At 71.7% G+C, this 24,819-nt stretch carries 22 protein-coding genes; 9 read left to right on the top strand and 13 right to left on the bottom strand.

Features of this window, described 5'->3' with window-relative positions; genetic code table 11:
• Positions 1-20 precede the first annotated feature (20 nt).
• Both ASG04_RS04090 and ASG04_RS04085 read left to right on the top strand, forming a co-directional pair.
• Positions 21-698 (top strand): FadR/GntR family transcriptional regulator, encoded by a 678-nt coding sequence (locus ASG04_RS04090; protein ID WP_056120753.1) that lies wholly within the window; start codon positions 21-23, stop codon positions 696-698.
• Positions 699-845: 147 nt separating this feature from the next.
• Positions 846-1,121: a GlsB/YeaQ/YmgE family stress response membrane protein gene (locus ASG04_RS04085; protein WP_056120750.1), complete on the top strand. Its 276-nt coding sequence runs from the start codon at positions 846-848 to the stop codon at positions 1,119-1,121.
• A 102-nt stretch (positions 1,122-1,223) separates the two neighbouring features.
• Here ASG04_RS04085 and ASG04_RS04080 read toward each other — a convergent pair whose 3' ends face one another.
• From ASG04_RS04080 to ASG04_RS04040, 9 genes are all read right to left on the bottom strand, one after another.
• Positions 1,224-2,174 carry an aldo/keto reductase gene (locus tag ASG04_RS04080; RefSeq protein ID WP_056120747.1) on the bottom strand — a complete coding sequence of 317 codons (951 nt, stop codon included), beginning with the start codon at positions 2,172-2,174 and terminating at the stop codon, positions 1,224-1,226.
• Positions 2,171-2,491: an L-rhamnose mutarotase gene (locus tag ASG04_RS04075; RefSeq protein ID WP_056120744.1), complete on the bottom strand. Its 321-nt coding sequence runs from the start codon at positions 2,489-2,491 to the stop codon at positions 2,171-2,173. The genes ASG04_RS04080 and ASG04_RS04075 overlap by 4 nt, the downstream gene beginning before the upstream one ends.
• On the bottom strand, positions 2,491-3,816 hold the full coding sequence (locus ASG04_RS04070; RefSeq protein WP_082517800.1) for an alpha-L-fucosidase: 1,326 nt from the start codon (positions 3,814-3,816) through the stop codon (positions 2,491-2,493). Before ASG04_RS04070 ends, ASG04_RS04075 begins: the two co-directional genes overlap by 1 nt.
• Positions 3,817-3,842: 26 nt before the next feature.
• Positions 3,843-4,760, bottom strand: a complete 918-nt coding sequence (locus ASG04_RS04065) for a carbohydrate ABC transporter permease (protein ID WP_056120742.1) — start codon at positions 4,758-4,760, stop codon at positions 3,843-3,845.
• A complete protein-coding gene (locus tag ASG04_RS04060; protein ID WP_056120739.1) occupies positions 4,753-5,721 on the bottom strand; it encodes a carbohydrate ABC transporter permease in 969 nt (322 codons plus the stop codon). Before ASG04_RS04060 ends, ASG04_RS04065 begins: the two co-directional genes overlap by 8 nt.
• Positions 5,722-5,821: 100 nt before the next feature.
• Positions 5,822-7,057, bottom strand: a complete 1,236-nt coding sequence (locus tag ASG04_RS04055) for an ABC transporter substrate-binding protein (protein WP_235515429.1) — start codon at positions 7,055-7,057, stop codon at positions 5,822-5,824.
• Between the two features lie 52 nt (positions 7,058-7,109).
• The gene (locus ASG04_RS04050) at positions 7,110-8,450 is read right to left on the bottom strand and encodes an enolase C-terminal domain-like protein (RefSeq protein ID WP_056120736.1); all 1,341 of its coding nucleotides are present in this window, start codon (positions 8,448-8,450) and stop codon (positions 7,110-7,112) included.
• Positions 8,451-8,991: 541 nt separating this feature from the next.
• The gene (locus ASG04_RS04045; protein ID WP_056120734.1) at positions 8,992-9,600 is read right to left on the bottom strand and encodes a TetR/AcrR family transcriptional regulator; all 609 of its coding nucleotides are present in this window, start codon (positions 9,598-9,600) and stop codon (positions 8,992-8,994) included.
• A 56-nt stretch (positions 9,601-9,656) separates the two neighbouring features.
• Positions 9,657-11,819, bottom strand: a complete 2,163-nt coding sequence (locus ASG04_RS04040; RefSeq protein WP_200938398.1) for an MDR family MFS transporter — start codon at positions 11,817-11,819, stop codon at positions 9,657-9,659.
• 157 nt (positions 11,820-11,976) lie between these two features.
• Here ASG04_RS04040 and ASG04_RS04035 point away from each other — a divergent pair, with 157 nt between their 5' ends.
• The 5 genes from ASG04_RS04035 (at position 11,977) to ASG04_RS04015 (ending at position 18,357) form a co-directional block, all read left to right on the top strand.
• Entirely contained in the window at positions 11,977-12,912 is a 936-nt protein-coding gene (locus ASG04_RS04035) for a phosphotransferase (RefSeq protein WP_056120730.1), read from the top strand.
• A gap of 109 nt (positions 12,913-13,021) precedes the next feature.
• Positions 13,022-16,096, top strand: a complete 3,075-nt coding sequence (locus tag ASG04_RS04030; RefSeq protein ID WP_156463521.1) for an FtsX-like permease family protein — start codon at positions 13,022-13,024, stop codon at positions 16,094-16,096.
• Positions 16,093-17,016: an ABC transporter ATP-binding protein gene (locus ASG04_RS04025; protein ID WP_082517798.1), complete on the top strand. Its 924-nt coding sequence runs from the start codon at positions 16,093-16,095 to the stop codon at positions 17,014-17,016. The genes ASG04_RS04030 and ASG04_RS04025 overlap by 4 nt, the downstream gene beginning before the upstream one ends.
• Positions 17,013-17,720 carry an ATP-binding cassette domain-containing protein gene (locus ASG04_RS04020; RefSeq protein WP_056120724.1) on the top strand — a complete coding sequence of 236 codons (708 nt, stop codon included), beginning with the start codon at positions 17,013-17,015 and terminating at the stop codon, positions 17,718-17,720. The genes ASG04_RS04025 and ASG04_RS04020 overlap by 4 nt, the downstream gene beginning before the upstream one ends.
• Before the next feature lie 70 nt (positions 17,721-17,790).
• Entirely contained in the window at positions 17,791-18,357 is a 567-nt protein-coding gene (locus ASG04_RS04015; RefSeq protein ID WP_056120721.1) for a hypothetical protein, read from the top strand.
• A 5-nt stretch (positions 18,358-18,362) separates the two neighbouring features.
• Here the strand turns inward: ASG04_RS04015 and ASG04_RS04010 are convergent, their stop codons facing one another.
• Positions 18,363-19,811, bottom strand: a complete 1,449-nt coding sequence (locus ASG04_RS04010; RefSeq protein ID WP_056120718.1) for a flotillin family protein — start codon at positions 19,809-19,811, stop codon at positions 18,363-18,365.
• Positions 19,812-19,943: 132 nt separating this feature from the next.
• Here ASG04_RS04010 and ASG04_RS04005 point away from each other — a divergent pair, with 132 nt between their 5' ends.
• Positions 19,944-21,314 carry an NtaA/DmoA family FMN-dependent monooxygenase gene (locus ASG04_RS04005; protein ID WP_056120715.1) on the top strand — a complete coding sequence of 457 codons (1,371 nt, stop codon included), beginning with the start codon at positions 19,944-19,946 and terminating at the stop codon, positions 21,312-21,314.
• 10 nt (positions 21,315-21,324) lie between these two features.
• On the opposite strand, the gene ASG04_RS04000 is transcribed toward ASG04_RS04005, so the two are convergent.
• Positions 21,325-21,903, bottom strand: coding sequence for a TetR family transcriptional regulator C-terminal domain-containing protein (locus ASG04_RS04000; protein WP_056120712.1), 579 nt, complete (start codon positions 21,901-21,903; stop codon positions 21,325-21,327).
• A gap of 93 nt (positions 21,904-21,996) precedes the next feature.
• Here ASG04_RS04000 and ASG04_RS03995 point away from each other — a divergent pair, with 93 nt between their 5' ends.
• Complete coding sequence (locus tag ASG04_RS03995) at positions 21,997-22,695, top strand: SDR family oxidoreductase (RefSeq protein WP_056120709.1); 699 nt, start codon at positions 21,997-21,999, stop codon at positions 22,693-22,695.
• A 105-nt stretch (positions 22,696-22,800) separates the two neighbouring features.
• Here the strand turns inward: ASG04_RS03995 and nadE are convergent, their stop codons facing one another.
• On the bottom strand, positions 22,801-23,622 hold the full coding sequence (gene nadE / locus ASG04_RS03990; RefSeq protein WP_056120707.1) for an ammonia-dependent NAD(+) synthetase: 822 nt from the start codon (positions 23,620-23,622) through the stop codon (positions 22,801-22,803).
• A 39-nt stretch (positions 23,623-23,661) separates the two neighbouring features.
• Positions 23,662-24,801 carry an AI-2E family transporter gene (locus ASG04_RS03985; protein WP_056120704.1) on the bottom strand — a complete coding sequence of 380 codons (1,140 nt, stop codon included), beginning with the start codon at positions 24,799-24,801 and terminating at the stop codon, positions 23,662-23,664.
• Positions 24,802-24,819 lie beyond the last annotated feature (18 nt).

The raw sequence follows: 24,819 nt of genomic DNA, 5'->3' as shown, positions 1-24,819 counted from the left end.
GGCCGGGTGGAGGGACTGCCATGGCTTCGCTGACCGACGACGCGATCGCGCGCATCCAGCAGATGATCGTCACGGGTGAGCTGACGCCCGGGCAACGGCTGCCCCCGGAGAAGGAACTCAGCGAGTCCCTCGGGTTGTCGCGGAACAGCCTGCGCGAAGCGGTGAAGGCCCTCGAGCTCGTGCGCGTGCTCGACGTCCGTCGTGGTGACGGCACCTACGTGACGTCGCTCGAGCCCTCGGTACTGCTCGAAGCGGTGTCCTTCGTCGTGGACATGCACCACGACCGATCGCTCGTCGACCTGCTCGAGGTCCGGCGCATCCTCGAGCCCGCGTCCGCCGTGCTGGCCACGGCCCGGGCGTCGGAGCAGCAGATCGACGAACTCGCCACGCTGATGGCGACGGTCGACGACACCACCGGGGTCGAGGACCTCGTCGCCCACGACCTGCAGTTCCACGCCACGATCGCGGGCATCGGCGGCAACCAGTACCTGTCCGGGCTGCTCGACGCCCTGTCGAGCAAGACCGTGCGCGTGCGGGTGTGGCGCGGCCTCACCCAGAACGGGTCCGTCCAGCGCACGCTCGACGAGCACGCGGCCATCGTGGACGCGATCCGACGCCGCGACCCGCAGCTCGTGCAGGCCCTCGTCGTGGCCCACGTCGAGGGCGTCGAGCGGTGGCTGCGGCGGTCGCTCGACTGACCCGCGCGGCGGCGTTGCATCGGTCCACTCCGCGCGGATGTGGGCGCACCCGGCGATGAGCGTGTTCAATCGGATCCTGACCGGCACCGGCGATCTGCCAGTGCCGTTTCGTACGCACCACCATCACCGCACCACCAGGAGGACACCGTGCTCGGTCTCATCATCAGCTTGATCATCATCGGACTGATCGCCGGCGCCCTCGCGCGTCTGATCATCCCCGGCAAGCAGAGCATCTCGATCCTCATGACCATCGTGCTCGGCATCGTCGGGTCGTTCGTCGGCGGGTTCCTCGGGTTCCTGATCTTCCAGCACGACCCGATGGACGGCTTCTTCCAGCCGGCCGGCATCATCGGTTCCGTCATCGGCGCCGTCATCGTGCTCTTCCTCTACACCCGCTTCGCGGGTCGTGGGGCACGCAACTAGGGACTGCCCTCGGCGCGGATCGCGCCCGCACACGAACAACGCGCCCCGTCTTGACGGGGCGCGTTGTTCGTTGTGGGGTGCGACGCTCCCCCGCGCGACTGCTCAGCTCGCCAGCAGCCCCTCGGCGCGCAGGTCCTCCCACAGCGCCTCGGGGATCGTCGCGGCGGCACGGGCGGCGTTCTCGCGGACCTGGTCCGCCGACTGCACGCCGATCGCGATCGTGCGGACCGCCGCGGCCCGGCGGGGGAAGGCCAGCGCGGCCTCGGGCAGCGTCACGCCGTGCCGGTCGCACACGGCGGCGATCGTCCGTGCCCGCTCGACGAGCTCGGCCGGTGCCGGGGCGTAGTCGTACGTGGTCCCCGGCTCCGGCAGGGGACGGCTGAGCAGTCCGGAGTTGTACACCCCGACCGCGACCACGTCGACCCCCCGCTCGGCACACGTCGCGACGAGCGCGGCCGCGGGCTGTTCGAGCAGCGTGTACCGCCCGGCGAGCATCACGACGTCGCACAGCCCGGTGTCGACGGCGTCGGACAGCGCCGCGACCGAGTTCGACCCGACACCGACCGCTCGCACGACGCCCTCGTCCCGCATCGCGGCGAGCGCCGGCAGCGCCTGGGTGAGCCCGGCGTGCAGGTCGTACACGTCGGGGTCGTGCAGGTACGCCACGTCGACGTGGTCGAGCCCGAGCCGCCCGAGTGACTCGTCGAGCGAGCGACGCACGCCGTCGGGCGTGGGGTCCCACTGCCGGACGACGTCGTTCGGCACCGCGAAGCCGTCGTCGTCCGTGCCGTCACCGGGGCCGGGCACGAGCAGCCGACCGACCTTGGTCGAGACGGCGTAGGCCCCGCGAGGACGGTCGGCGAGGGCCGCGCCGAGCCGCCGCTCGCTCAGCCCGAGTCCGTAGTGCGGAGCCGTGTCGAACCCGCGGACCCCGACGTCCCACGCCGCGTCGACCGTGGCGCGGGCGTCGTCGTCCGTGACCGCGCGCAGCAGGTTCCCGATGCCGGCGCCACCGAACCAGAACGGTCCGCGGTCGAACTCCACGTCGCTCATGCCTGCCCTTCGAGCGTCCACACCAGCGGCACGCCGTCGTCGTTCCCGGAGTAGTCGTCGTCGGCCTCGAGCAGCGGGTTGATCACGGCCTGCCAGTCGGCGTTCACCGGGTCGTCGGCCAGCGACCGCCGCATGGCACGGTAGTCCGACACCTCGATCAGGTGGATCAGGTCCTGACCGTCCCGCCAGATGCTCCAGTTCGCGACACCGGCTGCCCGCAGGCGTTCCACGAGCGCCGGCGGGATGGACGCGTGCGCTCGCTCGTAGTCGTCTTCGCGACCCGCACGGAGCCGGGTGCGCGAGAGGATGCGCTGCATCAGTCGCGAAGGAACAGCTCGACGACGGGCAGCGCTACGTCCGGACGCTGGATGGGCAGCGTCAGCGTGAGCGTCCCGGCCGGCTGCCCACCGAGGCCGGTGGTCAGCGCCCGGACCGACGGGTCGATCGAGCGGAAGAAGACCTCGGACGCGTCGTTCAGCAGCTGCGCGTACTCGACCCTGCCGGCCAGCCCGGCCAGGTGGACGTGCTCGAACGGCCAGGCGAACAGGTGCAGGTACAGCCGGTTGCCCCGCTGCGTGTACACCGCGTTCCGCGGTGCCTGGAACTCGCTCGGCCCGGCGCCGTACACCGAGCGGTCGTGCTGGTGCATCCAGTCGGCGAACCCGTCGAGCGTCGCGCGGGACACCCCGTCGAACTCGCCGCGCCCGGTCGGGCCGACGTTGAGCAGCATGTTCCCGTTGTTCGACACCCCGTCGACGAGCATGCGGACCAGCAGGTCGACGCTCTTGACGTTCTGGTTGTCGCGGTCGTAGCCCCACGAGCCGTTCAGCGTCTGGCACGCCTCCCACGGCACCTGGACACCGTCGACCTCCATCGGCTTGTCCGGCTGGTACTGCTCCGGCGTCACGATGTCACCGGGGATGTCGAGTCGGTCGTTCACGATGATGCCGGGCTGCAGCCGACGGGTCAGCGCGAGCAGTTCCTCGCTCCCCCAGTCCTCGCGGCCCTTGCCGCCCCAGACGTCGTGGTGGTCGTCCTCGCGGTACGAGAAGTCGTAGAACAGGTAGTCGATCTGCCCGTAGTCCGTCAGCAGCTCCGACACCTGGCCGTGCAGGTACTCGCGGTAGCGGGCCATGTCGCGGCCCTCGTTGAGCCGGGCGATCTCGGCCTCGCCGTCCTCCCGCCGCGGGTGGTGCCCGTCGATCGTGAAGTCCGGGTGGTGCCAGTCGATGAGCGAGTGGTAGAAGCCGACCTTCAGCCCCTCGGCGCGGACGGCGTCGACGAACTCACGCACGATGTCGCGGCCGAAGGGGGTGTTCGTGGACTTGTAGTCGGTGAGCGCGGAGTCCCACAGGCAGAAGCCCTCGTGGTGCTTCGTGGTGAGCACGACGTACCTCATGCCCGCGAGCCGCGCGCGCCGTGCCCAGTCGGCCGCGTCGAACAGGTCCGGGTCGAAGTGGTCGAAGTACCGCTGGTAGGCGTCCTCGGTGATGTACTCAAGGTTCTTGATCCACTCGTGCCGGGCCGGCAGGGCGTACAGGCCCCAGTGGATGAACATGCCGAAGCGGTCGTGGGTGAACCAGGCGGGCAGGCCGGTGGCGTCGGTCGCGGTCTGCGGCGCGGCGGGGGCGGTGATGGTCACGGAGGGTCCTTTCGGGGTTCGGGCGGCTACCGGCCACCGAGGCCGGAGGTGACGATGCCCTTGACGAGGTGCTTCTGCAGCAGGATCAGCAGGATCACGGTGGGCAGCATCGAGATCACCGACGCGGCCATGACGAGGTTCCACTCGCTGCCCTGCTGTCCGAAGAACTGCTGCAGACCGAGCGGGATCGTGCCGTGGGCCTCGACGTCGTTGACGACGACCAGGGGCCACAGGAACGAGTTCCAGTAGGAGATGAACGAGAACACGGCCAGGACCGCGGTGGTCGGCCGTGCGAGCGGGAGCATCACCGAGAAGAAGGTGCGGACCGGTCCGGCGCCGTCCACCCGGGCGGCGTCGTCGAGCTCCTGCGGCACGGTCAGGAAGAACTGCCGGATGAGGAACGCGCCGAGCGCGGTGAACGCCCACGGGATGATGAGCGCCTGGAACGTGTCCACCCACCCGAAGCCCTGCATCATCACGTACATCGGGATGACCAGGACGTCCTGCGGGATCATCAGCGTGACCAGGAACAGCAGGAACACCGTGTTGCGTCCGCGCCACCGGAGCCGCGAGAACGCGTACCCGGAGAGCACGGCCACGGCCACGTTGATCGCGGTGCCGGCAGCGGCGACGAACACCCCGTTCAGGATGAAGCGTGCGAACGGCAGGTAGGTGAACGCCTGCACGTAGTTGTCCCACTCGAACGAGCGTCCCCAGAGCGTCGGCGGCGTCGTGAAGACCTGGTCGGCGGGCTTCAGGCTCGTCGCGACCATGTAGATCAGGGGTGCGACGAACAGCAGCGCGACGAGGCAGAGCAGCGCGTAGCCGATCGCGTGCCGGACGCGCCCGGGTCGCGGAGCGGAGCGGGTCCGTGCGACGGAGCGGGGGTTGACCGTCCGGTTCGACGTGGTGGCGCCGAGACGGCCGCGGACCGCTTCACTCATAGTGCACCCACCGCTTCTGCCCGAGGAACTGGACGGCCGTGATCCCGAGGATGATGACGAACAGCACCCAGGCGCCGGCGGACGCGAGTCCGAGCTGCTGGTTCTGGAAGCCGGTGTTGTAGATGTACTGCACCAGGGTCTCGGTCGCCGTGCCCGGTCCGCCCTTGGTCAGGACGAAGGGCTGCACGAACACCTGGAACGAGGTGATCAGCGTCATCATCGTCGCGAAGAACACCGACGGGGAGATGAGCGGGAACTTGATCGCCCAGAAGGTCTGCCAGGCGTTGGCCCCGTCGAGCTGCGCGGCCTCGATCTGGTTCTCCGGCACCCCGTCGAGCGCGGCCGAGAAGATCAGCATGTTGTAGCCGAACCCCTGCCAGACGCTCATCGCCACGATGGCGAGCATCGCCCAGTGCTCGTCGGCCAGGAAGTTCGGCGCGTGCACGCCCACGGTCGACTGCAGGGACGCGTCGATCGCGCCGCCGGGCTGGTACAGCATCCGCCAGACCACGACGTTCGCGACGATCGGCGTGATGGTCGGGATGAAGAACAGCACGCGGAACACGTGGCGCCCGGCGATCCGCGGCGTCAGCCAGGCGGCCAGCCCGAGCGACACCACGAGGTTCAGCGGCACGTACAGCACCACGAACAGCGCGGTGTTGAGCGTGACCGTGCGGAACACCGGATCGCTGAACAGCCGGACGTAGTTCTCGATGCCGGCGAACGACCGCGCACCGAGCGTCGGCCAGTTCATGAAGCTCACGACGAGCGAGGCGATGATCGGGAACGCCGTGAAGACGACGAGGCCGATCGAGTGCGGAGCGGCGAAGGCGGCACCCCACCACGAGCGGCGGCCGCCCGAGGCGTCGTCGTCCCCGGTCCTGCCCGGCGCGGCCGAGCCGGCCACCGCGGTGGCGACGGCGGGGACGGCCGGCGCCGGTGGGTCCTGGATGGTGGTCATGCGACGACCTCCTCGTCGTTCGCGCGGTCTGCGGTGGTGGGGTGGGACGGACTGGAGGATCGGCGTACGACGTGCGCAGATCCTCCAGTCCGTCAGCGGGTCACTGGCTGCCGAGCTGGCCAGCGATCGAGGACATGGTCTCCTTGCCGGAGGACTGTCCGTTCACCGCCTGCAGCGCGTACTGCGTGAACAGCTGGGACAGCTGGTCGCTCTGCTTGTTGCCGAGCAGCGGCGACGACTTCGCGAGGGCGGCCTTGAGCGCGTCCTCGGCACCCGGGATGCCGGCGCTCGAGTACCACGCGCTCTGGGCCGCGGTACGACCGGGGAACGCACGGCCCTGTTCGGCGAGCGACGTCAGGACCTTCTCGCTCGTCATCGTCTGGACGGCCTTGAACGCCTGCTCCGGGTACTTGCACTGCTTCGAGATGCCGAAGCCGGAACCGGCGGCGAAGGTCGACGGACCGGACGTGCCGGAGGGCAGCGTCGTGACGCCGAGGTCGAACTTCACCTTGGCCTTCTGGCTGATCAGCGACCACGGGCCGTCGGTGTACATCGCGACCTTGCCGGCGGCGAAGTCGTTGCTGGGGGTCGAGGCATCCGACGAGGCCTGGGTGGCGTAGCCCTTCTTGACCAGGCTGCCGAGCCAGTCCAGACCATCCGCGAACTTCGCGTCCGTCGCGTCGATCCCGCCCGACTTCGTGATGACCCGGCCGCCGTTGTAGCCGTAGACCATCGACTCGAGGTTCAGGTCACCGACGGTCGAGCCGAACTCGGTGATGCCCTTCGCCTTGAGTGCGGCGCCAGCGGCCTCGAACTGGTCGGTCGTCCATCCCGGCTTCGGCTCGTCCACACCGGCCTTCTGGAACAGGTCCTTGTTGTAGAACATCATGATGGGGCCGGTGTCGTAGGGCAGGCCGTAGAGCTTGCCGTCGACCTTCATGCCGTCGAGCGCCGTGCTGTCGAACGCGGACAGGTCCGTGCCGTCCTTCTTCGCCAGGTCGTCGAGCGGCAGCAGCGACTCGGTGTAGTTCGCCGTGCGCAGCGACTGCATGCTCACGACGCACTGGGCACTGCCGGCGCTCAACTGCGTGCTGAGCTTCGTGAAGTAGTTCTCGAAGGGGGCGCCCTGGATCGTCAGGGTGATGCCGTCCTCGCTCTTCACGCTGTCGGCGACCTTCTGCCAGGCGGCCTTGTCCTCCTTCCCGGCGATCCACATGGACCAGGTCATGGCGTCCTTGGACTGGCTGCCGCTGGCGCTGCTGCCGGAGGAACAGCCCGTCAGCACGAGGGTCACGGCAGCTGCTGCCGCGAGCCCCGCGATGAGTCGTCGTTGCATCGGTGTCTCCACTTCGTCGTGGTGCTGGATGTGAGTCGTGTTCGGGAGGTGGTCAGGCGACGCGGACCGCGTCGCGGACCGGGTCATCGGCGGACGTCGACGCCCAGACCGGACCGTCGGGGTAGGTGTACGTGTCGAGGGAGTCGGCGAGCATCTCGGTGCCGCCCCCGGGTGCGGTCGGGACCCAGTAGCGGCCCCCGTGCACGTCGACCGGGGTCACGAAGTGCTCGTGCAGGTGGTCGACGAACTCGATGTAGCGGCCCTCGAGCTGCCCGGTCAGTGCCACCGCGTCGAACATCGACAGGTGCTGCACGGCCTCGCACAGCCCGACCCCGCCGGCGTGCGGGCAGACGCGGACACCGTGCTTGGCGGCCAGCAGCAGGATCGCGATGTTCTCGTTCACGCCGGCCACCCGGGTCGCGTCGATCTGCAGCACGCGCATGGCGTCGGCCTGGATGAGCTGCTTCGCGATCACCCGGTTCGCCATGTGCTCGCCCGTCGCGACCGGGATCGGGGCGATCCGGCGGGCGATCTCGGCGTGCCCGAGGACGTCGTCGGGACTCGTCGGCTCCTCGACCCACGCGATGTCGAACTCCCGCAGCCGGTCGACCCAGGCCACGGCGGCGTCGACGTCCCACCGCTGGTTCGCGTCGATCGCGATCTTGACGTCCGGACCGACGACCCGACGCGCGATCCCCAGACGTCGGACGTCCTCGTCGACGTCGCCGCCGACCTTGAGCTTGATCTGGGTGAAGCCCTCGTCGACCGCCTCGCGGCACAGGCGGGCGAGCTTGTCGTCGTCGTAGCCGAGCCACCCGGGCGTGGTCGTGTAGGCGGGGTAGCCCGACTGCTCGAGCGTGCGCCGGCGCTCGGCACGGTGGGGCTCTGCCTGCTCCAGCAAGGCGAGGGCCTCGTCCGGGGTGATCGCGTCGGTGAGGTAGCGGAAGTCGACCAGGTCGACGAGTTCCTGCGGGCTCATGTCCGCCAGCAGCGCCCACAGCGGCTGCCCGGCACGCTTGGCACGCAGGTCCCAGAGCGCGTTCACGACGGCGCCGATCGCCATGTGCATCACGCCCTTCTCCGGGCCGAGCCACCGCAGCTGCGAGTCGTGGACCATGCTGCGCCAGGTGCCGCCCATGTCCGCCAGGAGCGCCTCGGCGTCCCGGCCGACGACGTGCCCGCGGAGTGCGGCGATCGCTGCCTCCTGCACCTCGTTGCCGCGGCCGATCGTGAAGACGAACGCGGATCCGGAGTGGCCGTCGAGGGCGTCGGTGGTGAGTTCGACGTAGGCGGCCGAGTAGTCGGGGTCGGGGTTCATCGCGTCCGATCCGTCGTGTTCCCGCGAGGTGGGGAACCGGATGTCGCGGACCCGCAGACCGGTGATGCGGCTCATCGTTGCTCCTGCCCGTCCGGTCGTCGTCGACCGAACGAGGACATCAAAACATCGGATGTCTGTGGCGTCAAGCACTTCTTTGACGACGAAAGCGCGGATTCCGGATGCAATCGGTCCGATGACTGGCACGTGTCGTCTCGTGGCAGGTCGTTCCGCGCGTGCCCGGTCGTTCCGCGCGTGGTGAGTCGATTCGCGCATGCTCAGGCGGAAGTTCCGACCTACCATGCGCGAATCGACCCACCGAGCGCGAGGCGGCAGGTCGGAACGCGCGTGGCCGCCGGACGGGAGGCTCGGTGCCGGACCGGTGCCGCGCCTCCCGTCCGGCGGCGGTGCCGGTGCCGGTGCCGGTGCCGGTGCCGGTGCCGGTGCCGGTGCCGGTGCCGATCCCAGTGCCGCCCACGCGGGGTGGCGCCGCCGAGTCTCGGCCAGGCGGACATCCTGCGGCGTCCGGACGGCGCAATCTGTCCGCAGAGCCGAGACTCGGCGCAGCTGCACAGCCGCGCCGCCGCACTGCCGCGCTGCCGCTCAGCCGCGGCCCAGCTCAGGACGCGGCGAGCACGCCCATCTCGCGCACGACCGCGCGCACCCGCGACGTGAACGCGTCGGAGGCGTCGGGGGCGTCGGCTGCGTCAGCGTCCGCTCGGTGCGCGGTCTCGATGACCGCAGCCATGACCAGCGTGACCGCCGTGCTGGCGGTGGCGGCGTCGGTGCGCTCGCACGCCACCCGGTGCACCGCGACCCGGGCGTCCGCCATCCACTGCAGCATGGTGGGGACCATCTCCGGCCTGGCCTGCACGAGCGCCTTCATGCTGCCGCGGTCGGTGGGCAGTTCGAGGGTGCGGGCGACCAGGGCGCACAGGTCTGCGACCAGCGGGCCCTCGGCATCGGTGAAGGCCGCGCGGGCCTGGTCGGACACGGCCGCGGCGGCCAGCCCGAGCGCGGCGTTGCCTTTGGTCGGGAAGTAGTTGAAGAACGTGCGCGGCGAGACCCCCGCGTCGTCACAGATCTCCTCGACCGTGACGCCGGCGAGTCCGCGCTCGGTGACCAGCCGCATGGCCGACTCATGGATGGCCTGGCGGGTGCGCTGCTTCTTGCGCTCCCGCAGCCCGCAGGACTCGCTGTCGGTGCTGGTGCTGGTGCTGGTGCTCACGAGGTGCTCCTGGTGCAGGTCGGGGCCTCCCGCGTGGTGCGGGAGGCCCCGGGTGCCTACTTCGCCGAGCCGGTCCGCTGGACGGGGACCGAACCGGTGGACGGCGCCGTGAGCGAGCCCATCGTGGTGGCGGCCTGGGCCGCCTGGACCTCGAGGTCGTCCGCCGTGCCGTCGGCGTCGGCCTGCTCCTGCAGGGCCGAGCTCTTGCGGAGCGGCGGCGCCTTGAAGAACCAGCTGAGGACGAAGGCCAGCAGGATCACGCCGAGGCCGACCCAGTACACGGTCACGGCCGAGGTGTTGAACCCGGTCATGAACGGCCTGGTCAGCGCCGGTGCCGCGCCGTTGAGGAACGACGTGTCGCTGGTGTCGGCACTGGAACCGGAGGACGGCCCCGTGCCCTTGTCGAGCTGCTTGACGAGCGACGGCACGACCTGGTCGACCCAGTACCGGCGGTCGGAGGCGTTCGACCAGTCGACGACGAGCGCGCCGTCCTGCACCGTGGCGTGCGCCTTGGTCGCGGCGGACTCGAGCGCCTGGGACTCGGCTGCCGGCGTGGCGGCCGCGACCTGCTGGTCGATGACCGTCTGCGCGGCGGCCGCGGGCACGGTGCCCGCAGCGACCTGTGCCTGGACGGCCGCGGTGACCTGCTGCGTGACGGCCTGGTCGGCCGCCTGCTTCGCCGCGGTGGTGCCGGACTGCAGGCCCGACGCCACGTTCTGCTTGACCGGCGTGACGATCGGGTCCCAGATCTGGTCCATGACGCCCTGGTTCGCCTTCGCCGAGGCGACGGTCGGGTTGAGGGCGGCGTCGAGTCCGTCGGTCAGGTTGCCCTTGTCCGCCGTGGCGCTGACGATGTTCGCCGGCATCACCGAGAACAGGATCGAGAGCAGGACCGCGGTGCCGAGCGTGCCACCGATCTGGCGGAAGAACGTCGCCGACGACGTGGCCACACCCATGTCGCGCGGCTGGACGGAGTTCTGCGAGGCGAGCGTGATGCTCTGCATGAGCTGGCCGAGGCCGAGCCCGATGAAGAACATGCCGATCATCAGGAACCACAGCGGCTTGTCGATCGTCATGAACGTCAGGAAGACGTACCCGATCGCGGTGAACGCGGTGCCGATGACCGGGAAGATCCGGTACCGCCCCGTGCGGGCCACGATCTGCCCGGACGCGATCGAGGCGATCATCAGGCCACCGATCATCGGCAGCGTGGCGAAGCCGGACTCGGTCGGGGTCAGCCCGGTGACGATCTGCAGGTAGAGCGGGATGGTCAGCATCGCGCCGAACATCGCGAACCCGACCAGGAAGCCGAGGATCGTGGCCATCGAGAAGACGCCCGAGCGGAAGAGCTTGAGCGGGATGATCGCGTCGTCCTTCATGAGCGTCTCGACGACCAGGAAGGTGACGAGCCCGACGGCGCCGATCACGTAGCAGGCGATCGCGGCCGCCGAGCCCCAGCCCCACGTGCGGCCCTGTTCCGCGACCAGCAGCAGCGGGACGAGCGTGGCGATGACCGCGGTGGCACCCCACCAGTCGATGCGCGGCTTCGCCTTGGCGTCGCCGAACTTCGGCAGGTGCAGGAACGCGATGACCATGAGCAGCGCGCCCACGCCGATCGGGACGTTCACCAGGAAGACCCAGCGCCAGCCGGTGATCCAGAGGATCTGGTCGGCACCGGCGAACAGACCGCCGATGAGCGGGCCGATGACGCTCGAGATGCCGAACACGGCCAGGAAGTACCCCTGGTACTTGGCACGCTCACGCGGGGCGAGGATGTCGCCCATGATCGCGAGGGGCAGCGACATCAGTGCGCCGGCCCCGATGCCCTGGAAGGCGCGGAAGGCCGCGAGCATGACCATCGAGGTCGACAGCGTGGACAGCAGCGAGCCGAGGATGAAGACCGCGATGCCGAAGATGTAGAGCGGGCGGCGGCCGAAGACGTCGGAGAGCTTGCCGTAGATCGGGGTCGTGATGGTGCTGGCGATGAGGTAGGCGGTCGTGACCCAGGCCTGCTGGTCGAGCCCGTGCAGGTCGTCGCCGATCGTGCGGATCGCCGTGCCGACGATCGTCTGGTCGAGCGAGGACAGGAACATCCCCGCCATCAGGCCGTAGATGACGAGGAGGATCTGGCGGTGCGACATGATCGGCTTGCCCGGCGTGCTGGCCGGTGCCGACGATCGCCCGCTCGACACCTGGACTGGTGCGGTGGCAGTTGACATGGGAGGTCCTTCGGAGCGGTTCGTGTGGAATGCGGTCCGCCTCGTTGCAGACTCTGCAACTTTACATCACGAGCAGTGTTGCGGGCAACGCAATGTTGCCATGAGCGCACAACGATGAACGCCCCCTCAGGGTCCCCCTCCGGTACGGTCGGACGGCATGGGGAGAACCACGTGGGCCGACGTCCCGACCGACCTGCGGAGCCGTGTCGAGCAGGTGCTCGGGGGCCCGGTCGTCGATGCCGTGTCACAGGCGGGCGGGTACTCCCCCGGCGGCGCCGACCGGGTCACGACCGCGGACGGCACCCGGGCGTTCGTCAAGACGCTGTCGCGGCCGCGGAACCCGGACGGGTTCGGACTCCACGAACGGGAGGCCCGGGTCGTCTCCGCGCTGCCGTCCGGTGTGCAGGCACCCCGGCTCAGGGCGTCGCTCACCGCCGTCGTGGACGGTGACGACTGGATCGCGCTGGTCCTCGACGACGTCGACGGGCGCCACCCCGGCGTCGCGCGCGACGGCAGCGACGTCGCGGCCGTGCTCGATGCGCTGGACACCCTGCCGGTGGCCACCGGCGCGCTCGCCGACCTCCCGCGGGTGTCGTCCGAGCTGGCGGAGGAGTTCGCCGCGTGGGACCGGATGACCACCGACGGGCTGCCGGCAGTGGTCCCGGCCGACGTCGCCGACGTCGCACCGCGGTTCGCCGCCGCCGCTCGGAACGCTGCGGCAGCGGTCGACGGGGACCACCTCGTGCACCTCGACTGCCGTGCCGACAACCTGCTCGTCGACCGCGAGGGCGTGGTCTGGGTGGTCGACTGGCCCTGGGCCGGCGTCGGCGCCCACTGGCTGGACGCGCTGACGTACCTGCTCGACGCGGTGGTGCGCGGCGAGGACGTCGACGTGGACCACCACCTGGCGACGCACCCGGTGTTCGCGGACCTGACACCGGAGTCGATCGACGCGGTGCTCGCCGGGCTCGCGGGCACGTTCTTCGAGAAGGCGTCGCGGCCCGCTCCGCCGAACATGCCGACCCTCCGTGCGTTCCAGCGGTCGGAGGCCCTGGCAGCGGCACGGTGGCTGCTCGTCCGCTGGGACGGGTGAGCCCGGTTCGTCCGCTCCGCGCGCCCCGGTCGCCGCTGGCCGGCACGTCGCGACGCCTGTGCCAGACTGCCGAGGTCGGCGCTGACGCCGACCGCACGAGGGGGTGCCGGTGTTCTGGTCGCGCAGTGTCCGTCGCCGACCGTCCGCCGCCGTCGTCCTCGCACTCCTGGCCCTCGTCGCGACCGTCGTCTCGGTCCTCGCCCCGCTGCTGCTGCGCGCCGTCGAGCAGACCACGCTGGACGACGCCCTCGACGGCGCCGGCGTCACGGGCACGTCGATCGCGGCGTCGGCCGAGATCCCCTACCAGCAGCTGAGCGAGGCGCAGGGTGCGGTCGTCGCGACCACGTCCTCGGCGTCGAACGCACGACGGTGGCTGCCCGGGGTCGTCGTGGCGGAGTCCGCTGCCCCGGTGTCCTTCACCGTGCCGGGTGCATCGCCGACGCAGACCAGCACCGTGCAGCTCGCCGGGTTGTCGAACGACTGCCGCGAGCTCGGGCTGCGCAGCGGCGCCTGCCCGTCCGGACCGGACCAGGTCCTCGCCGCGACGGGCTCCGGGCTCAGCACCGGCACGGCGCTGCGCGTCTCGGTGATGTCCGTGCCGGAGAAGACCCTCACCGTGCGCGTGGTCGGGACCTACGACGCGGGCACCCGGGTGGGCCGGATCGCCGGCGGCGTCGGCAAGGCCTTCGGCAGCGGCGGTGACGCCGACCCGGACCTGGTGATGTCCCTCGGCGGGTTCGACACGCTGCTGCTCGAGGGGAACGTCTGGTCGGTCCGGACCCTGCGGCCGGGGCTGCGGCTCGACGACGTCCCCGCGGTGGTGCAGGACGTGGCCGACGTCCGTGACGCCACCCTGAGCGCGGACGGTGCCGAGTCCGCCGTATCGGTCCAGCAACGGATCGACGTGCTGGTCGACCGGGTCGCGGACGGCAACGACGCAGCGACCGTGATCGTCGCCGTCGCGGCACTGCAGGCGATCGTGCTCGCGTGGTTCGCGCAGGGGGTCGTCGCCGGACGGATCGGCCAGGCCCGGGCAGCCGAGTGGGGTCTCGCCCGGCTGCGCGGGCTCCCGGCACGCCGACGACTCGTCGCGGTCCTGCTCGAACCGGTGATCGCGACCGTCGCGGGAGCAGCCGTCGGAGCGGTCGTCGGCGTCGCTGCGGCTGCCCTGTGCACACCGCTGCTGCTCGGTGGGGGTGCGCCCGCGGTCGAGCCCTTCCGGGCACCCGTGCTCGCCGCCCTGGGCGCGTCACTGGTCGGGTCGCTCACCGCGCTCGTGGTCGCGAGCTCCCGGGCGTCGCGGCTGCCCCTCGTCGACCTGCTCCGCCGGGTCACCGAACCCCGGACGCTGTCCCGGACCGGCGCCGTCGTGCAGGCCGTCGCCGTCATCGCGGCCGTCGTGGGGATCGCGGCCGTCGTGACCCAACCGCGGATCTCCGGGCCCGGCGTCGCACTGCTGGCCCCGACGCTCGTCGCGATCCTGCTGGGGGTGGTCGCGCTCCGGGTCGGGGTCGCCGTGGTCCGGCGACGTGCTGCCCGCCCGGCGCGCTCCCTCACCGAGCTGCTCGTGCTGCGCCGCATCGCCAGGACGCCCTCGGTGCTCACCACCGCCGTCATGGTCGTCCTGGGTGTGGCCCTCGCGGTGTCGTCCAGCCAGACCGCCGTGCTGGCCGTCCGGCTGGCGGACGACCGGGCGGCGGCGACCCTCGGCGCGGCGAGCGTCCTCGACGTGCAGGTCGACGAGGGGACGTCGTTCGTGCAGGCAGTGCGGGACGCCGACCCCGGCGGGCGGTCGGCCATGGCCGTCGAGCGCACGACGGACGGAGCGGGCGTGGGCCGGCTCATCGCCCTCGACACCACCCGACTGGCGGCGGTCAGCGCCTGGGACCCGGCCTGGGGTGGGCGTGACGTCGCGACCCTGGAACGGGTCCTGCGGCCGTCGACCGGCACGGCCCTCCGGGTCACCGGCGACCAGCTCTCGGTCACGCTGGCGGAGGTCGGCGCGCCGGACGGCACCGCGGCGCAGGACGTGACCACGGCCTCCCCGGACGACGTCGACCTGGTCGCGGTCGTCCAGGCCGCCGGAGGCTGGCACCGGGTGGACTTCGGCGGAGTCCGCGCCGGGACCCTGACCAGCCCCGCCGGTTCCGTGCCGTGCGACGACGGCTGCCGACTCGTCTGGCTGGGGCTGCAGAGCCACTCGTCCGAGGCCACCCCCTACGGGCTGGGCGCCACGATCACGGACATCGCCGTCGACGGGACCACGGTCGGACGGTCCTGGCTCGACCCGGAACGGTGGCGGAACCGCATCGGCGAGAACAGCCTGCCGAGCGGCGGCCCGAGCGCCACGCTGAGCGAGCGACGCGCCGGCCTCCGGGTCTCGTGGGTGGACCCCAGCGGTCAGGGCACGCCGGCGATCCAGCCCCGGGACGCCCCGGAACCGCTCCCCGCAGTCGTCGGACGCGCGACCGCGCTGCAGCCCTTCGCGGGCGTGGACGGCGCGGTGATCGGCCTCGGGCTGAACGGCGAGTCGCTCGTCCTGCGGGTCGTCGGGAAGGCCCCGGCGCTGCCGCGGGTCCTCGACGACGGCGCGCTGGTGGACCTGTCCACCGCCGGCCGCGTGTCCGACCCCGTCGGCACGAGCGCCGACCACGAGGTGTGGGTCGCGCCCGGTGCCCAGCACCGCGTCACGACGGCCCTGGCATCACACGGGATCACCGTGACCGGCCACCGCACGCTCGCGGACGCCGAACGCACCGCGGAACACAACCCCCGCGTGCGCGGTGCGCTCGTCGGTCTCCCGCTGGCCGGGGCCGCCCTCGTCCTGACGCTGCTCGTCGTCGCCGGGGTCGGTGCGATCGGCATGCGGGCCCGACGGGAGGACGTCGCCGTGCTCCGGACGACCGGCTTCGGTCCGCGGGCACTCCGGCGCGCAGTCCTGCTCGAGACGTTCCTGCCTGCCGCGGTCGCCGCCGTGGTCGGCGCCGTCGCCGGGACCGCCGCGACCCTCCTGACCGCGGCACGGCTGCCGCTGCGCGCAGCGGCGGTGCCGCCCATGGGCGTCCCGGTCGGGCCGGTCGCCGTGCTCGTGGTGACGGCCGCGACCGTGCTCGTCACGCTCGTCATTGCGGTCGTCATCGCCCGCGCCGTGACCAGGACACCGCCCACCGGAGGCGACTCGTGAGCGACCCGACCACCCCGACCACCCCGACTCCGCCGGGGACGCCGGTCGCCCCGGCCTTCCGCGCCGCGGGGCTCGTGCACGTGTACCGCGAGGCCGAGGTCGACGTCGCGGCACTCCGGGGTGTCGACCTGACCGTCCCGCCCGGGCAGCGTGTGGCCCTGCTCGGTCCCTCCGGCTCGGGCAAGTCGACCCTGCTGTCGATCGCGGCCGGCCTGATGCGCCCGAGCGCCGGCACGGTGACGATCGGCGAGCAGGACCTCGGCACGGCGGGCCGGCGCGACCTGGAACGGCTGCGCCGCGACGTGCTCGGGCTCATGCTGCAGGGGGCGGACGTCAACCTCATCGGACACGAGTCGGCGCGGGCGAACGTCGCCTGGTCGATCCGTGGGGTCCCCGGACGGGACACCGCCCTCGGCGACCGTGTCCTGCGGGCCGGTGGTGTGCCGGACGACGACCGCCCCGTCGCCGACCTGTCGGTCTCGCACCGCCAGACCACCGCGCTCGCGGTCGCCCTCGCTCCCCGCCCACGGCTGCTGCTCGCGGACGAACCCACCAGCCGGTTGGACGGCCAGGCCCGTGATGACCTGCTCGACCTGCTCGTCAACGAGACCACCCGCGAGGGGATCGCGGTGCTGCTCGTCACCCACGACGAACGGGTCGCCCGCCGGATGGAGCGGATGATCCACCTGCGCGACGGACGCGTCGGCGAGGAGGACTCCGGGTCGGGGCGCCGTGCCGTGGTCGCCGCGGACGGGTCCGTGCCGATCCCGCAGCACCTGCGCGGGGACTGGCCGACCGGCTCCCTGGTCACGGTCGAACCGGACGGCGTGGGCGGGCTGCGCATCCGGCACGCGGACGACGCGGTACGGGACGTCCCGGAGGGGCTCGATCTCCTGGGCCAGGGCGGGGCTGCCCGATGAGCGCCCTGCACTTCGACCGCTTCGTCGTCCGCACCGGGGACCGCGAGGTCTTCCTGCTGGACGGGACCTTCCCTGCCGGGACGCTCGCCGTCCTGACCGGCAGCGACGGCGCCGAGGTCTCCGCCGTCCTGGCAGCGATCGCAGCCGAGGTCGCCGGGGCCGCGGGGTCGGAACCGCTCCTCCCGGTGCCGTCCGGCACGCAGACCGAGGGCACCGTCACGCTGGACGACGACGCGGCCCCGTCGCCGGCGCCGACGCCCCCGGGCACGGTCCCGGCCGTCGCCGCGATGTCCCGCGACCACGGGCTGCTCGGCGCGCTGACCGCCACCGAGAACGTGGCACTCGGCGTCCTGGCCCATGCCGGCCCAGGTCGCGGTGACAGCTCGACCAGCGAGGCGGTGGTCAGCGCGCTCGACGCCGTCGGCGTCCCCGGCGCCGTCCGCGACAACCTCGCCGAGCAGCTCTCCGGCGGGCAGCAGCAGCGCGTGGCCCTGGCACGGGCGCTCGTCACGGGCGCGTCGCTGACCGTGCTGGACGACCCCACGAGCGAGCTCGACCCCGCGTCGGTGCTGGTCGTCCACGTCGCGATCGAGGCCGCTGCAGCACGTGGCGGCGTGGTCCTGGTCGGCCGCTCGGACGACCAGCCGGCGCCGGTCGGCGCCGTCCAGCTGCACGTCGGGCGGCGTGGACGTCACACCCGGTGACGGGGCCGTCCGGCAGCAGGTCCCCCACCTGTCCAGGAAGCGCGCTGGTCCCGCGCGTACGGTCCACCCAATGAGCGACGAGCACGCAAGCACCCGTCCCGAAGAGGACGCCGCCCGTCTCGGACTCGTCGTCGTCGGTGAGGCGGCGGCGCTGCACTCCGGTGACGAAGCAGCTCTCGACGCCAGCGAGGAGAACATCCGCGAGACCGTCGACGGGCTGGTCGACGAACCGCTGACCCCCCGCCAAGAGGAAGTCGTGCAGCGACTGGCCTCGGCCGGAGGGACCCTGACCGCCGGCCTGAGCGGCGCGCTGGCGGCCCAGACCGGCCGCTCGGTCGACGACGTGCTCGAGGGTGCTGCCCGCAGCATCGTCTGGCAGGAGCGGATGGCGGCCAACCGTGACCGCCACGACGCGGAACTCGCCGAGGGCCTGCCCGAGCAGCACGACGCCGACGGGCACGACGCCGACCCGCGCAGCGCTCGCCAGCACGAGCGTGAGCCCGAGCAGCGACGCGTGTCGGACGACCAGCGCCAGCGGTCCGGTGAGGACACCCGCCGCGACACCGAGGACACCGCCGACGAGCGCCGCCACCCGGGGTCCGACGACCGCCGCCACCCGAGGTCCGACGACCGCTAGCCAGGTCAGTCGGCCGGGACGTCGGCCGTCTCGCGCGCGACGGCCCGGGCAGCGGCCTGACCCGTCGTCGTGCTCTTCACGATGTCGCTCAGCGTGAACCCCGCGGTGGCCCCGAGCAGCGCGTCGACCTCGCTGAACTGACTGACGACGCTCTTGGACAGCGAACCGGCACCGTCCGACGAGACCACCGTCAGCGAGTCGATCGCTCCCATCGGTGCCGCCAGCTCGCGGGCGATGGCGGGCAGGGTCTCGAGCGCCTTGACGCGCAGGACCGCCTCGGAGTGGTCGGCGAGGGCGTCCGCCTGGGCCTTGGTGGCCTCTGCCTCGGCGCGGCCCTTCGCGCGGATGGCGTCGGCGATCGCCTCACCCTCGGCGCGGGACGCGTCTGCCGCCAGCTTGCGCGCCTCGGCCTCGGCGTGGGCTTCGGCGGCGACGGCCTCGGCCGCGATGCGACGGGCCTCGGCCTGCGCGCGGGCGGTCTCGACCTGTGCGGCCGCCGCAGCCTCGGCTTCGACCCGGGTCTTCCGCGCTTCCGCCTCGGCGACGGCGCTGACCTCGGACTCGAGCTCCGCTCGACGGAGCTCGGCGCGCTTCTGCGCGGTGATCTGCTCCTGTTCGACGACGCCCTGCGAGGCGCGGGCCTGGGCGAGCGGGCCGGCCGCGGCAGCTTCGGCACCGGCGCGGTCGGCGTCGAGCTGCAGTGCCGCCCGACGGATGGCCAGGGTGTTCTCGGCCTCGGCGATGGCCTGGTCCGCACGGGCGCGGGCCTCGCGGGCTTCGCGGTCGGCCTGCGCCTCGGCGTTCTCGGCTTCGAGACGGACCCGTGCACGCTCGGCGCGCCCGAGGTCGCTGATGTACTCGTTGCGGTCCGAGATGCCCTTGATCTCGAACGAGTCGACGTCGAGTCCCTGGCTGTGCAGTGCGTCCTTGGCGACGTCGAGCACGGCGACCGTCAGCTGGTCGCGGTTGCGGATGATGGTCGAGACGTCGGTGGCACCGATCGACGCGCGGAGCGACCCCGACAGGACCTCGCGCGCGAAGTCGTCGATCTTCTTCTCCTGCCCGAGGAACCGCTGCGCGGCCGCCCGGATCGAGGCATCGGTCTCACCGACCTTGACGAGCGCCACCGCCTCGACGTCGATCGTGACACCGCGGGAGTCCTGCGCGTTGACGTTGATGTCGATCGCACGCGAGCTCAGCGAGAGCTTCGCCACCTTCTCGAAGAAGGGCCGCACGAGCACACCGGCGCCGAGCACGACCTTGATGCCGGACTCGACGGTCTCGGTGCCGTCGGCGTTCTGGACCTTGCGCGAGCGCTTGCCGGTGATGATCAGTGCCTCGTCGGCGCCGGCGTTCCGGTACACCGCCTTGGCGTAGACCAGCGCGATGACCGCCACGACCACGACCGCGCCGATGATGACCGGGACCGCCCCCAGTGCGAACAGAGCCGACATGTCTCCCCCTTCGTCCGGTGGGTCTCCCACCGGGATGCTGCATCTGTTGTTCCGCGACGATCCTAGGGCCGGGGCATGACACACGAGGTCACGAACACGCGACCGGTGGATGCCCGTCCGTAGCCTCGGGACATGCCGAAGCGACTCCTGCTCAACGTCTTCGAGATGAACTGCGTCGGGCACATCACCCACGGTCTCTGGCGCCTGCCCGGCAACAACCGGCACCGCTACACGGACATCCGCTACTGGACCGAGCTCGCGCGCACCGCCGAGGCCGGGCAGTTCGACGCGGTCTTCATCGCCGACGTCCTGGGTGCCTACGACGTGTACGGCGGATCAGCGGCACCGGCGCTCCGCGAGGGGCTGCAGATCCCGAACAACGACCCGATGCTCGTCGTGCCGGCGATGGCCGCGGTGACCGAGCACCTGGGGTTCGGCATCACCGCCTCGACCAGCTACGAGCCGCCGTTCGCCTTCGCCCGGCGCATGTCGACCCTCGACCACCTGACGAACGGCCGGGTCGGCTGGAACGTCGTGACGAGCTACCTGCCGAACGCCGCCCGCAACTTCGGCCTGGCGACGGAGATCCCGCACGACACCCGGTACGAGATCGCCGACGAGTACCTCGACGTCGTGTACCAGCTGTGGGAGGGCTCGTGGGAGGACGACGCCGTGCTCCGGGACGCCGAGCGTGGCGTCTACACCGACCCGGCGAAGGTGCACCCGATCGACCACGTGGGCGAGCACTTCAGCGTCGCCGGACCGCACCTGTCCGAGCCGTCGTCGCAGCGCACTCCGACGCTCTTCCTGGCGACGGGCTCCCCCGCCGGCATCGCGCGCGCCGGGCAGCACGCCGAGGTCGTCTTCACCGGTGGCCACGGCGTACAGCGCACCGCTGACGCCGTCCGCGACGCCGCGCAGGCAGCCGGCCGTGACCGTGGCGACGTCCGGTTCGTCACGCAGGCGGCCGTCATCACGGCGCCGACCCAGCGCGACGTCGAGGACAAGGTGGCCCAGTACCGTGCCTTCGCGAGCGAGGAGGGCCCGCTCGTGCACGGCAGCGTCCCCTTCGACGCCCTGTCGCACCCCCGCAGCCGGACCGTCCGCGACGCGCTCGAGGCGGAGGGTGTCGAGGGCGGCGAGCGCCTGGTCGGACGCGTCGCGCTCGACGCGACGGTCGGCGAGCTGCTCGACCGCGTGAACGAGGCCTGGCACGGCGCGTTCTGGGCCGCCGGCGTCCCCGAGGCGGTCACGGAGCAGATCGAGGGCTGGCTCGACGACGACGGGATCGACGGGATCAACCTGCGCCAGTACCACTCGTTCGACACGGTGCGGGACTTCGGCACGTACGTCACGCCACTGCTGCGCGAGCGCGGTCGCCTGCCCGAGCGGTACACGAACGACCAGACGCTGCGCGAGCGGGTGACGGGAGGCCCGGCTCGGCTCCCCGGTTCGCACCCGGCCGCCGCGCACCGTCGCGCCACGGCGACCGCCACGGTCTGAGCGGGCGACCTCACCCCGCCAGCAGCCGCCGCACCCCGTCCGTCACCACGCGCCTCGTGACGTCACCGTCCCGCCGCGCCTTCGCGCGCAACGCCGCACCCTCCCACAGGTCGACGAGCTGCGCGCCCACGAGCACCGGGTCACGGTCGGCGGCCACGTCGCCCTGGTCCTGTGCCAGACGGACCACGTCCGCCAGCCGGTGGACCCACGCGTCGAAGACGCCGTCGACGTGCGCCGCCACCGCCGGCTCGTCCGTTGCGGTGTCGACCGCCAGGTTGCCCAGCAGGCACCCGTACCGGAAGTCGATCCCGGCGAGACGATCGAGCATGGCGTCGAAGTAGCCCGTGATGCGGTCCAGCGCGCGCGGCACCGAACGGTCGTCGAGGACGTCGATCGGCGACGCCGCGGCGAACCGGTCCGCGACGACCATCGCCAGGTCGGCCTTCGACCGGAAGTGGTTGTAGAACGAGCCCTTCGGCGCCCCGGCTGCGCCCGTGATCGACGCGACCCCGGTGCCGGCGTACCCGTGCTGGTGGAACTCGACGAGGGCGGCGTCGACGATCGCGTCACGCAGGCTGGGCTTGGGCATGTGTCGATCTTCCCACTCCGGGAATGAGACGACCGGTCATATTGCTGCCTCCACCAGCAGCATCACCCGATGCGCCGACGGAAGGAACCCACCATGACCACACTCGCAGGACAGATCGTCCTGGTCACCGGAGCGAACGGCGGACTCGGCACCGAGTTCGTGCGCCAGGCCCTCGACCGCGGTGCGACGAAGGTGTACGCCGCCGCGCGCCGTCCCCGCGACTGGGACGACGCCCGCATCGTCCCCCTCGTGCTCGACGTCGCCGACGAGGCGTCCGTCTCCCGCGCTGCGACCGAGGCAGCCGACGTCACCGTCGTCGTCAACAACGCCGGCCAGCTGCGCCCGGGTGGGCTGGTCGACGGCCCGTTCGAGGACATCCGAGCGCAGATCGAGACGAACCTGGTCGGGCCGCTGCTGGTCACCCGCGCCTTCGCTCCGGGGCTGCGACGCTCAAATGGTGCCGTCGTGAACGTCGCCTCGGTCCTCAGCTGGCTGGCCGGCAGCGGGGCGTACGGCGTCTCGAAGGCCGGACTCTGGTCGGCCACCGACTCGACCCGGATGGAGCTCGCGGGCGACGGCGTCCAGGTCGTCGGGGCCTACCTCGGCTACACGGACACCCCGATGACCGACGGGGTCGACGCCCCGAAGAACACGCCGGAACAGGTCGTCACGGCCGTGTTCGACGGCGTCGAGCAGGGTGAGGACGAGGTGCTCGCCGACGAGCTCACCAAGGCCGTGCGCGCGTCGCTCGGCGCACCGATCGCCGAGCGCGCCGCCGCCCTGGCCGGCTGACCCGGCCACAGGACGANTTGCGCGGGGCGCGCCGACCGAGCCTGCGAGGGAGGGGTGCCAGCTGGCACCGGGCCTCCCGTCCGTCAGGCGCCGACGGTCACGGCGTCAGGAACGCCACCACGCGTCGAACGGCGTCGCCGGCACCTGACGCTTGTGCTCGGTGGCGCGGTACCGGGCCTCGATCGCCTCGGCGACCTCGACCGGGACGTCGTGCCCCTGCAGGTAGGCGTCGATCTCGGCGTAGCTCATGCCGAGATTGGCCTCGTCCGTCTGGCCGGGCAGGTCGTCGAGCAGGTCGGCCGTCGGCGCCTTCTCGTACAGCCGCGCCGGAGCGCCGAGGTGCTCGAGCAGCTGGCGACCCTGGCTCTTGGTCAGCCCGGTGAGCGGCGTGAGGTCGACACCGCCGTCGCCGTACTTGGTGAAGAAGCCGGTCACGGCCTCTGCCGCGTGGTCGGTCCCGACGACGAGCAGGCCCCGCTGGCCGGCGACGGCGTACTGCGCGACCATGCGCATGCGGGCCTTGACGTTGCCCTTGACGAAGTCGCTCAGTTCGACGCCCGACTCGAGCGTGTCACGGACGACACCGTCGACCCCGTGCTCGATGTTGACCGTGATGCCCGGCGCCGCGGCGATGAACCGGAGCGCGAGCTGGGCGTCGTCCTCGTCGGCCTGGACCCGGTAGGGCATGCGCACCGTGGTGAAGGACGCGTCGTGGCCGTCGGCCCGGAGCGACTCGATCGCCAGCTGGCACAGGCGGCCGGCGAGCGAGGAGTCCTGTCCGCCGCTGATCGCGAGGACCAGGCCCTTGGCGCCGGTCGTCAGCAGGTAGTCGCGGAGGAAGCCGACGCGGCGCGCGACCTCGGCTTCCGGGTCGATGTCGGGCTGGACGTTGAGCTCCGCGGCGATGGCGGCTTGGGATTCACGCACGACCCCAGTATCCACCGCACCCCCGACCGACGGTCAGGGCTACTGCGCGCCGACCTCTTCGGAGCGCTTCTGTCGCCACGGCTTGGCGGGGGTGTCCGGGCCGTCCCAGACCTTGACCGCACCCCACGCCGCGGCGAGCAGCGGCACTGAGATGACGGCCCCGAAGATGCCGGCGAGCACGGTGCCGGCGGTCAGGCCGAGCAGGATGACCAGGCCGTGCAGGCGCAGCGTCTTGCCCATCAGGACCGGCTGCAGGAAGTTGCCCTCGAGCTGGTTCACCAGGATCACGATGCCGATGACGACGAGTGCCTGCACCGGGCCGAGTGCGACCAGCGCGACGAGGGCGGCCAGGATGCCGGCGGCGGTCGCACCGACGATCGGGATGAACGCGGTGATGAACACGACGACCGCCAGCGGCAGCGCGAGGGGCACGCCGACGATCGCGATGCCCACCCCGATGCCGATGGCGTCGACGGCGGCCACCATCGCCGTGCCGCGGACGTAGCCGCCCAGGGTCGAGACGACGCGGTCGCCGACACGGCGGGCGCGGTCGTAGCGGGCGCCGGTGAACGGGCGGAGCAGGAACTCCCAGATCTTCGGCCCGTCCTTGAGGAAGAAGAACAGCACGACGACCATCAGGACCAGGCCGGTCAGGAAGTTCGCGGTGGCCGAGGCCCCGGCGAGCGCGCCCGAGCCGAACTTCGCGCTGGTGACGAAGTCGGTTGCTGCCTTCGTCGCGTCGTCGATCTGGGAGTCGCTGATCGAGAACGGCAGCGACGTGACGAAGCCCTGCAGCTGCTGGAACCCGTCGACCGCGGACTTCTGCAGGTCGGACCACTGGTTCTCGACCGCCACGACGATGAGCCAGGCGAGCAGCCCGAGCACGACGAGCACCCCGAGCAGCACGGCGAGGGTGGCGAGGACCGACGGGACGTGGTGCTTGCGCAGCCACGAGACGACCGGGTGCATGGCGGAGGCGATGATCAGGGCGATGAGGATCGGGATCGTCACGACGCTGAGGGTGGCCGCGGCGTAGACGATGCCGATCACGATGACCAGCACGATGATGACCTGCAGGCACCGGGTGGCGAGTCCGCCGAACGAGTCCGACCAGGCCTTCCGGGCTCCGGACGACGGCTGGTCGCTCGGGCTGGGGGCGGACGGGGTGAAGAAGGGCATGCGGATCCTCGTCGTGGG

The sequence above is a fragment of the Curtobacterium sp. Leaf183 genome (assembly GCF_001424385.1).
Classification (GTDB): domain Bacteria; phylum Actinomycetota; class Actinomycetes; order Actinomycetales; family Microbacteriaceae; genus Curtobacterium.
Note: the sequence above shows the minus strand (reverse complement) of the source record. Positions and strands in the feature narration are given on the sequence as shown.

Excerpts from the sequence above, each read along its gene's own strand:
- ASG04_RS04000 (WP_056120712.1), bottom strand. The coding sequence starts at position 21,903 with ATGCCCAAGCCCAGCCTGCGTGACGCGATCGTCGACGCCGCCCTCGTC.
- ASG04_RS04080 (WP_056120747.1), bottom strand. The coding sequence starts at position 2,174 with ATGAGCGACGTGGAGTTCGACCGCGGACCGTTCTGGTTCGGTGGCGCC.
- ASG04_RS04075 (WP_056120744.1), bottom strand. The coding sequence starts at position 2,491 with ATGCAGCGCATCCTCTCGCGCACCCGGCTCCGTGCGGGTCGCGAAGAC.
- ASG04_RS04040 (WP_200938398.1), bottom strand. The coding sequence starts at position 11,819 with ATGTCAACTGCCACCGCACCAGTCCAGGTGTCGAGCGGGCGATCGTCG.
- ASG04_RS04065 (WP_056120742.1), bottom strand. The coding sequence starts at position 4,760 with ATGAGTGAAGCGGTCCGCGGCCGTCTCGGCGCCACCACGTCGAACCGG.
- ASG04_RS04010 (WP_056120718.1), bottom strand. The coding sequence starts at position 19,811 with ATGTCGGCTCTGTTCGCACTGGGGGCGGTCCCGGTCATCATCGGCGCG.
- ASG04_RS04015 (WP_056120721.1), top strand. The coding sequence starts at position 17,791 with ATGAGCGACGAGCACGCAAGCACCCGTCCCGAAGAGGACGCCGCCCGT.
- ASG04_RS04090 (WP_056120753.1), top strand. The coding sequence starts at position 21 with ATGGCTTCGCTGACCGACGACGCGATCGCGCGCATCCAGCAGATGATC.
- ASG04_RS04055 (WP_235515429.1), bottom strand. The coding sequence starts at position 7,057 with ATGCAACGACGACTCATCGCGGGGCTCGCGGCAGCAGCTGCCGTGACC.
- ASG04_RS04035 (WP_056120730.1), top strand. The coding sequence starts at position 11,977 with ATGGGGAGAACCACGTGGGCCGACGTCCCGACCGACCTGCGGAGCCGT.
- ASG04_RS04050 (WP_056120736.1), bottom strand. The coding sequence starts at position 8,450 with ATGAGCCGCATCACCGGTCTGCGGGTCCGCGACATCCGGTTCCCCACC.
- ASG04_RS04020 (WP_056120724.1), top strand. The coding sequence starts at position 17,013 with ATGAGCGCCCTGCACTTCGACCGCTTCGTCGTCCGCACCGGGGACCGC.
- ASG04_RS03995 (WP_056120709.1), top strand. The coding sequence starts at position 21,997 with ATGACCACACTCGCAGGACAGATCGTCCTGGTCACCGGAGCGAACGGC.
- ASG04_RS04005 (WP_056120715.1), top strand. The coding sequence starts at position 19,944 with ATGCCGAAGCGACTCCTGCTCAACGTCTTCGAGATGAACTGCGTCGGG.
- ASG04_RS04060 (WP_056120739.1), bottom strand. The coding sequence starts at position 5,721 with ATGACCACCATCCAGGACCCACCGGCGCCGGCCGTCCCCGCCGTCGCC.
- ASG04_RS03985 (WP_056120704.1), bottom strand. The coding sequence starts at position 24,801 with ATGCCCTTCTTCACCCCGTCCGCCCCCAGCCCGAGCGACCAGCCGTCG.